We start from the raw sequence: 13,342 nt of genomic DNA, 5'->3' as shown, positions 1-13,342 counted from the left end.
AAACTGCCACTGTCAGAATGAAACCGTTATTGGGTAACCATTCTGATAGTGGCCGTTTTTATTTTATCTGTTATCCTTACAATTACTCCATGCTTTCATCCGCCCAGCTCTTTATCATTGCTATCTCTCTTGCATATCCGGCATCATCATTTGGTGTTTCTAAGATAAACGGTCTGCCTGCAAGCAATGGATGCGTTACGATCCGTTTTAATGCTTCTGCTCCGATCTCACCCTCTCCGATCTTCTGATGTCGGTCTTTGTGTGAATCTCTCACATTCATGCTGTCATTTAGATGAACAGCTTTTAAACGGTCAAGTCCGATGATCTGATCAAACGTGTGAAGTACACCATCCAGATCTTCCACAAGATCATAGCCACCATCCCATGTATGACAGGTATCAAAGCATACCCCGATCTTATCCTTGCAGTCAACAAGCTCTATGATACGTTCCAGTTCTTTAAAATTTCTTCCGACTTCCGAGCCTTTGCCTGCCATTGTTTCAAGTAATACAACTGTACTCTGAGTCGGTTTGATCGCATGATTTAATGCGTCAGCAATTACCGGTATGGCTTCTTCTGCCCCCTGACCAACATGTGCACCCGGATGGAAATTATAATAATTTCCCGGAAGATACTCCATCCGCCCCATATCATCCTTTAAGATATTCCATGAGAACTCCCGAATATCCGGTTTTGCTGCACAGACATTCATCGTATATGGTGCATGTGCGACCAGTTTCCCAAAATGATGCTCCTCCATCAGGGAACGTAACCGCTCCGCATCTGCCGGATCGATCTCTTTCGCCTTTCCGCCCCGTGGATTTCTTGTAAAAAATGCAAATGTATTTGCACCAAGTTTTAATGCCGCCTTTCCCATCGCCTCAAAGCCTTTGGAGGACGACAGGTGATTTCCTATATATATCATGTTGTTTCTCCTATATTGTACTTAACAAAAAAGCCGGATCACTCCGGCTTTTTTGTATCTATATCATTTCCTGATTCTTAATTGTTCTTATAGTAGTTGATCAGGCAGCCATCCATGATGATCTGTCTCTCATCATCGGTCAGGCTTCCAAGCTTCAGATCTAATTCCTTGAAGTCTTTATTTACAACATATGCCTTGATGATCTCATTCTTATTCTGGACAGCCTCACGGATACCCGGAATGAATACATAATCATCATTGTCAAATGCGAAATCTTCCTCCATGATGAATGGAAGCATACCCCAGTTGATCAGGTTGGATCTGTAACGCTTTGTTGCATATTCCTTAGCAATATTTGCCCAGCCGCCAAGTACCTTCTGGCAGGAAGCAGCCTGCTCTCTGGCAGAACCGTCACCCGGCTTTACTGCAAAGATCGTACTACCGTAACCGGTATTGGAACCTGTGATCTCACGATCTGCAAATTTTGCTTTGATTTCTTTCATCATAGGCTTCATGGATTCATCTGCCTTGCAGAAGCATCCAAGTTCTTCTCTCTTCTTCTCAACTGCCTGAATTGCCTTTGCACGGCCTACATATTCAGGATCTTTTCTGGATAAAGTGAACTCAGCAAGTCCCAGCGGATTTGAACGATAGGAAGATGTCTCACCAGATGGAATAAGTTCATCTGTAGTTGTTACAGGATCGTTAATAACAGATGCAACCTTTAATAACAGGTTGTCTGTCAGTGCGATCATCTCCGGCCAGTCTTTGATATTCGGACCAAACTTAATCTCAACAGATGGATCAGCCTTGCCGACACCATTGTAAACTCGTCTGTCATAAATGCTCTTATCGAAGAAATATTTCTGTCCCTTGTATTCAACATCCAGATCTGTAGCTGCTGTAAGGTATCCCTTGTTAGCTGCTGTCGCTGCGATCGATCGTGCATCCATAAGTGCAACGGATGAGATCTGACCATTCTGGATCTTGGAACCTTCACGGTTCGGGAAGTTTCTGGTTGAATGACGGATTGATAATGCATTATTTGCAGGTGTATCTCCGGCACCAAAGCAAGGGCCGCAGAATGCTGTCTTAACGATCGTACCTGTCTCGATCAGGTCAGCCAGTACACCGTTCTTTGCAAGCTCCATATAGATAGGAGTTGATGCAGGGTATACAGATAATGTAAATTCATCTGCACCGATGCTTCTTCCACGGATGATATCCGCTGCCTGACAGATGTTCTCGAATCCACCACCGGCACATCCGGCAATGATTCCCTGTTCTACATATAACTTGCCATCACGGACTTTATCCTTTAATGTGAAATCAACCTTACCATCCAGACTAACCAGTGCGCGCTTCTCGCAGTCGTCTAAGATGTCCATCAGGTTTGCATTTAATTCTTCAATTGTATATGTATTGCTTGGATGGAATGGCATAGCGATCATTGGTTTTACCTTTGACAGATCCACATATACAACGCCATCATAGTAAGCAACTGGGCCCGGATTCATTTCCTTGTATGCTTCCGGTCTATAGTGTGTATCATACCACTCTTTGATCTTCTCATCTGTCTTCCAGATAGAGGACAGACAGGTTGTCTCGGTTGTCATTACATCGATACCGATACGGAAATCAGCAGATAATTTATCAACACCAGGTCCTACGAACTCCATTACCTTATTCTTAACATAACCACACTGGAAGGTTGCACCGATGATCGCAAGAGCAACATCCTGAGGGCCTACTCCCTTTGCAACTTCTCCGTCCAGATAGATTGCTACTACACCGGGCTTAGCTACATCGTAAGTTCTGCATAAGAGCTGCTTTGCAAGCTCTCCGCCGCCTTCGCCGATTGCCATTGTACCGAGCGCACCATAACGGGTATGGCTGTCAGAACCAAGGATCATTGCACCACATTCTGCAAGCATTTCTCTTGCGAACTGATGGATAACAGCCTGATGAGGCGGAACATAGACACCACCGAATTTCTTTGCGCAGGAAAGGCCAAACATGTGATCATCCTCATTGATCGTACCACCAACTGCACATAAGGAGTTATGACAGTTTGTAAGGACATAAGGAATCGGGAATTCTTTCAGTCCTGAAGCTCTTGCTGTCTGGATGATACCTACAAATGTTATATCATGAGAGGTCATCTTATCGAATTTGATCTTAAGATTGTCCATATTGTCAGATGTGTTGTGCTTCTCCAGGATACCGTATGCCATAGTATTCTTTGCAGCTTCTTCCTTGGATGGAGCTGTACCTAACTTCTGTGTAAGAATCGCATTTGCATCGGCATTGTCTTCTACAAGCTCTGTGCCATTTAAAAGATAAGCACCATTGTCAAATAATTTAATCATTCTATTTCCTCCTGATTTGTTGGTGATTCTTTTTCTCATTTTGTCAATCGTTGTTTATTTTAACACAAATCGGCATAGTTGTGAACAACTATGCCGATGAAAGTTTTCATTATTATATTTTTAATCATCCTGCTTCAACCGGAACCCCGAATGAGCACCACTGCTTTTATTCTGTGAAGCACTTTCAGAAGGATCCGCAGTCTGAGGTTGTTCATGATTCATGATAGTCTCATCTACGTTCTCTGCCATCTGTGTTGTATATGGTGCTGTCTGATAGTCCGTGACCGCATTTTCATTCGCCGGAACGGTCGCTTCATCTGTAAATGCACCTGTAACCACCTGCATTCTCTTATGGAGTTCTTCCATTCTCTGCGCTTCCTCCTGTGCTTCCAGACGGGCTTTCTCTAACTTCTTCCGTTTCATCTTCCGGTCAAGCAGCCAGATATATAATGCAAACCCTGCTGCGATCACTCCGATGATCGACCAGATCATGATCGCATTATAATTCGGGAACATTCTATAATATTCCGCTGCCGTCTTTCCTGTCACATCCATAGAAACTTCTGCATCGGAACCGCCATGATCATGTCCCTGCCAGTCCGCATCAGATTTAAGGAAATAATCATATCCGACATTCTGTCCACCAAGATCATCCCATGTCAGATCGATATTATACCAGTGTCCATCCACCTGAACCCGATTCCACAGATGCTCGGATTCCAGTCCATAACCGTATTCACAGGTAACAGGGACTCCGGCCTTTTTCATAATGATATAAAATGCCAGCGCATATCCGTTACATGCCGAATCTCCTCTGTACAGAGTATTACATGCACCACCGGATGAGCGGTTATATTCATTATGTAAGATAATATAATCATGTACCGCTTTCACTTTCTCGTAATCTGACAGCCCCTTTATCTTCCCCGAAATCTGACCGGAACGGATAAATACAAGAAAGCTTTTTAACCGGCTCATATGACTGATCCTTACCGCTACCTTTTCTCCACCTGAATCCGGCGTATATACATAAGAAAATGCATAGAATTCTCCACCTGCATACATATTCTTTTCCATCAGCTTGTCAAGGACCGACTGATAATCCATATACGGTTCCCCTGTTGTCTTTAGCGTAACCGTATTCTTATACCTTGAAGCGGCTGTTGCTACTGCATCATTGATCTCTTCGTATGTTGACAGTCTTCCTGTCGATACCGGCAGCATCTTTAAAACGACACAGTAAACAATAAACAACAGAATGATTCCCTCAATTACGATCTTTACTTTTTTCCCCTTTGACATTTTTCTCTCCTCTTTTTTTACATTCTTGGTGCGATTCATTATACCTCATTTTTCATTATGACGAAATTCTGTTATCTGCACTTTTCCGTCTTTTATTCGTTCAAATTTCTTCTCTTATTTACAAAAAAATTTTTATTTACTTCTTATTTATACATGATATAATAAAAAAGTCTACGTTTTATTAAGAATTTTTTTCAATAAACCTTCTATTTGTCTGAAATAATAGGGGAAATCATTTCTATATTCATTCTGACATATCGATGCGTTTATAGTCACAAGGAGAGATTAAAAAGTGAAAGATACGATTGAGATCAGATGGCATGGCCGGGGCGGCCAGGGTGCCAAAACTGCTGCTCTGCTGCTTGCAGACGTAGCTTTTAAAACAGGAAAATACGTTCAGGGTTTTCCGGAATATGGTCCGGAGCGAATGGGTGCGCCGATCACTGCTTATAACAGAATCAGCAGCGATCCGATCCGCGTTCATTCCAATATCTACACCCCACAGTATGTTGTTGTCGTTGACGAGTCCCTCTTGGAATCCGTGGATGTAACCGCCGGATTAAAAGAAGATGGTGCGATCGTCATTAACACCCCAAAGACACCGGATGAGGTTCGTCCTCATTTAAATGGCTACAAAGGAAAAGTTTATACATTAGATGCCCGGGAGATCTCGATGCAGACACTCGGCAAGAACTTCCCGAATTCTCCTATGCTTGCTGCTATCGTTGCAGTCAGCGGTATCATGGAGCAGGATGATTTCCTTGCAGATATGAGACTTTCCTATCAGCACAAATTTGCAAAGAAGCCTGAGGTTATCGATGGAAATATGAAAGCCCTTGAGCTTGCATTTAAGGAGGTAACCAAGTAATGAGAACAGATATCAGCAGAATACATGAAAAAAGTAAATATACAGAAATCACACCCGGTAACCATGTGTACGGCGGTGGTACTTCCAAAGCATTTAACACAGGTGAATGGAGAACTGCTACTCCCGTCATAGATGAGAGCAAATGTGTACACTGTCTGTTATGTGCACCGGTCTGTCCGGACAGCTGCATCCCGGTCGTAGGCGGCAAACGCCTTGACTTCGATCTGAACCACTGCAAGGGCTGCGGTATCTGTGCTTATCAGTGTAAGTTTGGTGCTATTACGATGAAGGAGGGCAAATAAATGGGTATCAGAGAACGTTTATCAGGAAATGAAGCGGTGTCTTATGCGATCAAGCAGATCAACCCGGATGTCATGCCGGCATTCCCGATCACCCCTTCTACAGAGATTCCACAGTTTGTTTCTACATATATTTCAAACGGTGAGATCGATACAGAGTTTATTCCGGTCGAGAGTGAGCACAGTGCTATGAGTGCTGCGATCGGTGCAAGTGCTGCCGGTTGCCGTGTCTTAACAGCAACCTCTTCCTGCGGTATGGCGCTGATGTGGGAGGAGCTCTATGTTGCAGCTTCCAATCGTCTGCCGATTGCACTGGCTCTTGTAAACAGAGCTTTATCCGGCCCGATCAATATCAACTGCGACCACTCAGACAGTATGGGTGCAAGAGATACCGGATGGATCCAGATCTATGCAGAGAATAATCAGGAAGCTTATGATAATTTCGTACAGGCTTACCGGATCGCAGAACACAAGGATGTCCGTCTTCCGATCATGATCTGTCAGGATGGTTTCATCACCAGCCACGCAGTTGAGAATATCGAACTGTTAGAGGATGACAAGGTAAAAGCATTTGTCGGTGAATACAATCCGGAACAGTACCTGTTGAATCCAAAGATGCCTATGGCAGTCGGTCCATATGCAACTTCTCCATTCTATATGGAATCCAAAATGAATCAGAACGAAGGTATGAAGAATGCCAAGCAGGTGATCCTGGATGTTGCGAATGATTTCGCAAAGATCTCCGGCAGACAGTACGGCTTCTTTGAGGAATATAAATTAGAAGATGCTGATTATGCGATCGTTATGATCGGTTCCGCAGCAGGAACGACAAAAGAAGCAATCGATGCATTGCGCGCACAGGGCAAGAAGGTCGGCTTATTAAAGCTCCGTGTCTTCCGTCCATTCCCCGGTGAAGAAATTGCAAAGGCGCTGGCTCATACAAAAGCAGTTGCGATCTTAGACCGTTCCGAAGGCTTCCGTGCAGGCGGCGGTCCTTTATCCGCTGAGATCAAGGAGCACCTGTATGATATCGGAGCTTCTACAAAGGCTGTCAGCTATATCTACGGTCTTGGTGGCAGAGATTATACAACAGTGGAAGCAACCGATGTATTTAACCAGTTAGAGGAAATGATCGAGCAGGGCAAGACCATTCCGCAGTATCAGTATATTGGACTTAGAAAGTAAGGAGGTAAGACAAAATGGCATATAATTTTAAAGAAGTAATGAACAAGCCTGAGCGTCTTGCTCCGGGTCATAGAATGTGTGCAGGCTGCGGCGGTACGATCGCAGTTCGTAATGTACTCCGTGCCCTTCATGAGGGTGACAAAGCAGTTATCGGTAACGCTACCGGATGTCTGGAGGTTTCCACCTTCATGTATCCATATACTGCTTATGAAGACAGTTACATTCATAATGCATTTGAAAATGCAGGTGCTACCCTTTCCGGTGTAGAGACTGCTTATCATGTATTAAAGAAAAAGGGTAAATTAGATGAAACATATAAATTCATAACATTTGGCGGTGACGGCGGTACTTATGATATCGGTCTTCAGTCTTTATCCGGTGCTATGGAGCGTGGTCATGACATGGTATATGTCTGTTACGATAATGGTGCTTACATGAATACCGGCATCCAGCGTTCTTCCGCTACTCCGATGTATGCAGATACAACTACCACTCCTGTCGGTTCCCAGTCAAACGGTAAGATGCAGAACCGTAAGGATCTGGCACAGGTTATGGCAGCTCATGATATTCCTTATGTCGGTCAGACTACTCTGCTTGGCAATATGCGTGATATCTATGAGAAATCCGAAAAAGCCATCTACACACCGGGTGCTGCTTTCTTAAATGTTATGGCTCCTTGTCCTCGTGGCTGGCGTTATCCTACCGAACAGATCATGGATATCTGTAAGCTGGCGGTTGAGACATGCTACTGGCCTTTATTTGAAGTCATCGAAGGCAAATGGATCTTAAGCTATTCTCCTAAGAGGAAGCTTCCGATCGAGGACTTCTTACGGACACAGGGACGTTTCAAGCATTTGTTCAAGCCTGAAAATGAGCATTTACTCGTTCAGTATCAGGAGGAAGTGGATCGCCGTTGGGAGGATCTGCTGTTCCGCTGTTCGAAGAACTAATCACACATACGAAATAAATCAGTCCTTGGGGTTATAATATACCCCAAGGGCTGATTTATTTTCTGCCTGTCTCACTATTCCATACCTATGAAAAGTTCGTCGCATATAGCGACTCACTAAGAACCGACGCTCCCAAAGGCTTGCTTTATGAATAGTAAAACACACCATAGCGGGGATTCTGTTTTTTATTAGTCGATAACTTCTTCAGCTCCACAGCTACAAACTCTCTTGTGTAAAGTAATAGTACCAACAACCCACTTTTTCTGCATTTTACAGCTGTATCCGTTCCCGCCTTTTCCAACTGATATAGCCATACATATCATTGATAAAGAAGATACCGAAATTCACAACGACCGGGATATAGGCAGGATTCTTCATGGATGCCAGCACCCATAAAATGATCAGCACGATATCATTTGCCGCATACCATACTGCATAATACGAGGAACGGAGCATCGTAAGTGCCGCTGCCAGAAAACTGGTTACGATCGATATGGTGCTGAATATAATATTCGGGGTATCGAATACAACTAAAATATAATAAAATACTGCCGTTACGATCACGCCGAATATAATAAGCCCTATGATGTGCTTCCGGTTCAGCTTCTGGATCTTTACGACATTTCCGTTTCCGCCGGACGGATTTCTGAGCCATGTGATCATAGACCAGATCGCCATAGGCATTGTCATGCCAAGATATGTAATCATCTCGCCCCAGTAATGGAACCGGTAGGAAATGATCCCATAAAGGATGCTGAATATCACCATCAGGATCTGCGCCCATACATTTCCCTTTGCTGCAAAGATCAGCGAAGTTACACCCACTAATGCAGCTACCAGAGTCAGCAGATCAAAATCTGTTGTCAGTAAGTTCGATACGCATACGATACAAATAGATCCTAACCAGATGATCCATTCCTTCTTTGTTAATTCTTTTATTGGATTGTTCATGTTTTCTTTCTCCTGTGCCGCTATTCTAATATATAATCATAATTTCCGCAAGAATCCGCAAAAAAATACCCCATGGCGATCATCGGTTCTCAAAATTCTGAGTACCGATGATCTGTCATGAGGTATCTTCATTATGTATCAGCTTACAGCTTTGTTACATTTGCAGCCTGAGGTCCTTTTTCTCCCTCAATTACTTCGAACTCAACTTTGTCGCCTTCCTCCAATACTTTGAAACCAGACATATTTAAAGCTGAGAAATGTACAAAAATGTCATCACCATTCTCATCGCTGATAAATCCATATCCCTTTTTTGCATTAAACCATTTTACTGTACCTGTTTTCATTTGAATTTCCTCCTAAAACTTAATACCTGGAAAACTAAAGAGGCACAGAGCTTCTCGCTCTGTGCCTCTTTGCACTTCTCCTGTATTATATTGCTTGGATTATCTTTTTGCAAGTGTTTTTTATAAATTTCTTTTTCATTGACCAAATCTTACATCCGGCATATCCTTCTCGTGCTCGCCGATCATCTTCTCCATCCAGATCATATCATACCATTCACCAAACTTATAGCCGCTGTTATGAAAACGCCCAACCAGCGTAAAGCCCATTTTTTTATGGAATCTGTAACTGTCATCCGTCAGATGTCCGCTCTCTGCTGCCGGACTTGCGATACAGGCATTCATGTTCAGGATTCCCATTTCCTTCAGTAGTTTTTCCAGATTCTCATATAGGGCTTTGCCAAACCCCAGCTGCCTGCAGTCTTTTCGGATATATATCGTTGTTTCCACTGACCAGTCATATGCCTTTCTGTCTTTGAAACCTGCTGCATATGCATAGCCTGCGATTTTCCCATCCACGACTGCCTTTATGTATGGATACTTTGCTGAGATCTGCTCGATCCTGTTCCTGAATTCATCTACAGACGGTACTTCATATTCAAATGATATTGCTGTTTCTTCTACATAGGGTGCATAGATTGCGAGAAGCTCCTCCGCATCCGCTGTACTTACTTTTTCTATCTTCATGTCTTCTCCTTATGCCTACAAAAAATGCTGAACCGCACAAGTACGATCCAGCATTTTTTATTATTTCTTAGTAGTCTTCTTTGAAACTGCCGCTTTTGTCTGTGCAGGCTTTGTCTTACTTACTGTTTCTTTTGTCTTTGTCGCAGCCGTCTTCTTCTCCGGCTCCTTTTTTACAACTTCCGTCGTCTCTACATCCTTCTTTTCCGTTGCAGTTTTCTTCGCAGCCGTTTTCTTCTCAGCCGCGCGTTTTGCTGCTGCCGCTTTCTTTTCTGCCTCTTTCTTCTTCAGAATATCCTCCGGTGTTACATCGGTGTAATCATATTCCAGAACAACAGCAGAAAGTGGCGGTACTGTTACACTGATCGAATAAGGCATACGTTCTGTCTTCTTATCGATAGCCTTGATCTTACCACTGTTTAATCTTCCTGCTCCGCCAAACTGTACGTCGTCGGAATTCAGGACTTCTTTATATGTTGTGAAGCAAGGTGCTCCAACTTCATAATTATCATATTCAACCGGCACGAAATTGCAGATAAATAACAACTGCTTACTCGGTGTAGAACCTCGACGGATAAACGAAACCACACCCTTATCCGGATGGTCACAGTCGATCCACTCAAAGCCCATCACATCGCTGTCATTTGCATATAACGCATCATTCGCATTGTACAGATTATTTAACGCTTTTACCCAACGCTGTACACCCTGATTCAACGGATTGTCAAGGACAAACCAGTCAAGACTTCTTGCCTCGCTCCACTCGCGCGGCTGTGCAAATTCCTGACCCATGAATAACAGCTTTTTGCCCGGATGGCCATACATATAACCATATGCCAGACGAAGATTTGCAAATTTCTGAGGTTCGCTTCCCGGCATCTTATTGATCATTGAACATTTCAGATGTACGACCTCATCATGTGAAATGACAAGAACATAATTCTCTGCATATGTATAGGATAAGCTGAAGGTCAGCTTGTTATGGTTAAAGCTTCTGAAATATGGATCCATCTTCATATACTCGAGGAAGTCATTCATCCATCCCATATTCCATTTGAACAGGAAGCCAAGTCCGTTCATGGATGCCGGAGCAGTCACACCGGCCCATGCAGTTGATTCCTCTGCGATCAGGAATGCTCCCGGATTCTTTTCTTCCATAACTGCATTAATATTCTGCAGCAGCTTAATTGCATCCAGGTTCTCATTGCCGCCATTTTCATTTGGAAGCCACTGTCCATCCTGCTTACCATAGTCCAAATATAACATGGATGCAACAGCATCTACCCGTAACGCATCGATATGGAACTTCTCTACCCAGAAAAGTGCATTTGCGATCAGGAAGTTTGCAACCTCTGCTCTGCCATAATCAAAAATATAAGTACCCCAATCCGGATGCTCGCCCCTTCTTGGATCCGGATGCTCATAGAGCGGCATACCATCAAATCTGCCAAGTCCGTGTGCATCCTTCGGGAAATGTGCAGGTACCCAGTCTAAGATGATACCGATTCCCTTACTATGTAAATAGTCGATAAAATACATGAAATCTTCCGGCAATCCGTATCTGGATGTCGGTGCATAATAATTCGTTACCTGATAGCCCCAGGAACCATCAAACGGATACTCTGCGATACCCATGATCTCCACATGTGTATAGCCCATATCCTTTACATAATCCGCAACCATCGGAGCTAACTCTCTATAACTGAAGAAGCCGCTGTCATCGTCTTCAACTTTCTTTCTCCATGAACCGAGATGCATCTCATAGATGGTCATCGGCATCTTCATGCGATCTGTTCTGCTGTAGGTTTTTCTCTTATTTATCCATGCAGTATCCTTCCACTTGTAGGTCGTCAGATCTGCAACAACCGAACCATTGTCCGGACGCATCTGTGCCTGATTTCCGTATGGATCACTCTTATATAAGATCTCATCATAACGGGTCAAAATCTGGTATTTATATACTGCGCCGGAAAGCACATTTGGAATAAACAGCTCATAGATTCCACCGTTTGGTCGAAGCTGCATCGGATGTAAATTACCATCCCACATATTGAAATCACCGACAACGCTGACTCTCCGCGCGTCCGGAGCCCATACTGCAAAATAGGTTCCCTTTACGCCATCGATCGTCATCGGATGTGCTCCAAATTTATTATAGATCTCGTAGTGCTTGCCTTCTGCAAATAAATAAGAATCAAAATCTGAAATCTGGCTGTCAAATGCATATGGATCTGCTGTCGTAACAGTCGTTCCATCCTCATAAGTTGTCACCAGATTGTATTTTGTTCCGCTAAATTCCTTCTTAGGGAAAAAGATCGCATAAAATCCCTCATCCGTTACCTTCTCCATCGTATGAACTTTTTTACCTGTTCTGGATGTAACCTTCACTTCCACCGCATGTGGACGATAGGCTGTGATAATCTGTCCTTCCCCATATTCATGAATACCCAGCAGATGCTTTGGTGCATTCAGTTTACCTGCGATCAGTTCATCATACAGTACCCAGTTGATCCAATCGTTGATTCTCTTGTTCATATAACCCTCCTGAATATATTAGAATTTGTGTGGCTGTGTCTTTCGCCAGCTTATCAGTCGTACTATGATCGTAATAACAAGTCCGGCAAGTATCACTCCTGTATAGATCAGGAACATCCGAAGTCCCAGATTATCCGGGATCAGCGCGATCAGTCTGTCATCCCCTGAGAAAAATACATCATACCTGCCTTTAAATACCATCTCACGAACGCCATAGAAAATGCCGCTTCCGGATACCGCGAGCAGGATCAGTGATACTATTCCGATCACACTTGCTGCAACGCCGCCCCATACGACACACTCATACATTCGTCTTTTCTTTACTGCCAGAAATCCTATGATAAGCAGGATCACCGACAGGAACATCATTCGTTTCGCCTCATCCTTCACCTTCTTCAACTGTCTAAGCTGCGTCAGGTTATAGTCGCAAAGCTTCACATTTCCTTTATCAAAATCAACATTATTTCCGGTTTCCTTCAGGCCATCCGCAATGATGCTGTACTCCAGCCACGCCTCGAACTCCGTCAGAGCAGTTTCCGAACCATCTGCTCCATCTGTCTCAAATGTTCGTCCGGTCATCTCTGATGTGTACTCTGCCTCACTGATATTCACTCCCTGGAATGAGATAAACACCGCAGACGACACGATCAGCATTACAACTGCGATCGCAAGGATCACCTGAAAAAATCTATATTTAAACATGATTATCTATCCTGATTTCTATTCTAAAGTCTTATTTGACACATCAAATAAATTATATCGTTCTTATTACGCACATTAATTATTTTACCATTTTAATTGACTTGTGTAAAGAAAACATACTGCTTTCTTCATTATATATTTCTACCACATACTGTCTTCGCTCTTAAAATTACATTTTATTCAACTCATATTACTTTGATCCGTAAAGACTTGGCAGATGATCGTATCTTA

At 43.3% G+C, this 13,342-nt stretch carries 12 protein-coding genes; 4 read left to right on the top strand and 8 right to left on the bottom strand.

Annotated features, from left to right (window positions below; genetic code table 11):
- Positions 1-82 precede the first annotated feature (82 nt).
- The 3 genes from DWW85_RS00990 to DWW85_RS00980 form a co-directional block, all read right to left on the bottom strand.
- Complete coding sequence (locus DWW85_RS00990; protein WP_117807200.1) at positions 83-925, bottom strand: deoxyribonuclease IV; 843 nt, start codon at positions 923-925, stop codon at positions 83-85.
- A 77-nt stretch (positions 926-1,002) separates the two neighbouring features.
- Positions 1,003-3,294, bottom strand: a complete 2,292-nt coding sequence (locus DWW85_RS00985) for a hydratase (RefSeq protein WP_021944926.1) — start codon at positions 3,292-3,294, stop codon at positions 1,003-1,005.
- Between the two features lie 120 nt (positions 3,295-3,414).
- Positions 3,415-4,596: a transglutaminase domain-containing protein gene (locus DWW85_RS00980; RefSeq protein ID WP_173788482.1), complete on the bottom strand. Its 1,182-nt coding sequence runs from the start codon at positions 4,594-4,596 to the stop codon at positions 3,415-3,417.
- Positions 4,597-4,888: 292 nt separating this feature from the next.
- Here DWW85_RS00980 and DWW85_RS00975 point away from each other — a divergent pair, with 292 nt between their 5' ends.
- Genes DWW85_RS00975 through DWW85_RS00960 form a run of 4 tightly spaced genes read left to right on the top strand, consistent with a single transcriptional unit; the run spans position 4,889 to position 7,898 of the window.
- Positions 4,889-5,464 (top strand): 2-oxoacid:acceptor oxidoreductase family protein, encoded by a 576-nt coding sequence (locus DWW85_RS00975; protein WP_021944928.1) that lies wholly within the window; start codon positions 4,889-4,891, stop codon positions 5,462-5,464.
- On the top strand, positions 5,464-5,766 hold the full coding sequence (locus DWW85_RS00970; RefSeq protein WP_008402652.1) for a 4Fe-4S binding protein: 303 nt from the start codon (positions 5,464-5,466) through the stop codon (positions 5,764-5,766). The genes DWW85_RS00975 and DWW85_RS00970 overlap by 1 nt, the downstream gene beginning before the upstream one ends.
- Positions 5,767-6,948, top strand: a complete 1,182-nt coding sequence (gene porA, locus DWW85_RS00965) for a pyruvate ferredoxin oxidoreductase (RefSeq protein ID WP_117807198.1) — start codon at positions 5,767-5,769, stop codon at positions 6,946-6,948.
- A gap of 14 nt (positions 6,949-6,962) precedes the next feature.
- Positions 6,963-7,898, top strand: coding sequence for a thiamine pyrophosphate-dependent enzyme (locus DWW85_RS00960; protein WP_117807197.1), 936 nt, complete (start codon positions 6,963-6,965; stop codon positions 7,896-7,898).
- Between the two features lie 270 nt (positions 7,899-8,168).
- Here DWW85_RS00960 and pnuC read toward each other — a convergent pair whose 3' ends face one another.
- The 5 genes from pnuC to DWW85_RS00935 all read right to left on the bottom strand — a co-directional run bounded on the left by pnuC (position 8,169) and on the right by DWW85_RS00935 (position 13,111).
- On the bottom strand, positions 8,169-8,849 hold the full coding sequence (gene pnuC, locus DWW85_RS00955; RefSeq protein WP_117807196.1) for a nicotinamide riboside transporter PnuC: 681 nt from the start codon (positions 8,847-8,849) through the stop codon (positions 8,169-8,171).
- A 143-nt stretch (positions 8,850-8,992) separates the two neighbouring features.
- Positions 8,993-9,193 (bottom strand): cold-shock protein, encoded by a 201-nt coding sequence (locus tag DWW85_RS00950; protein WP_008402657.1) that lies wholly within the window; start codon positions 9,191-9,193, stop codon positions 8,993-8,995.
- Between the two features lie 135 nt (positions 9,194-9,328).
- Positions 9,329-9,877, bottom strand: coding sequence for a GNAT family N-acetyltransferase (locus DWW85_RS00945; protein WP_117807195.1), 549 nt, complete (start codon positions 9,875-9,877; stop codon positions 9,329-9,331).
- A gap of 60 nt (positions 9,878-9,937) precedes the next feature.
- The gene (gene glgB, locus DWW85_RS00940; RefSeq protein ID WP_117807194.1) at positions 9,938-12,409 is read right to left on the bottom strand and encodes a 1,4-alpha-glucan branching protein GlgB; all 2,472 of its coding nucleotides are present in this window, start codon (positions 12,407-12,409) and stop codon (positions 9,938-9,940) included.
- 18 nt (positions 12,410-12,427) lie between these two features.
- Positions 12,428-13,111, bottom strand: a complete 684-nt coding sequence (locus DWW85_RS00935) for a hypothetical protein (RefSeq protein WP_021944933.1) — start codon at positions 13,109-13,111, stop codon at positions 12,428-12,430.
- Between the last annotated feature and the right edge of the window lie 231 nt (positions 13,112-13,342).

This window comes from Clostridium sp. AF17-21AC, from assembly GCF_003461365.1.
In the GTDB taxonomy this organism is placed as follows: domain Bacteria; phylum Bacillota; class Clostridia; order Lachnospirales; family Lachnospiraceae; genus Coprococcus; species Coprococcus ammoniilyticus.
This window is presented reverse-complemented; position numbering and strand designations above follow the sequence as displayed.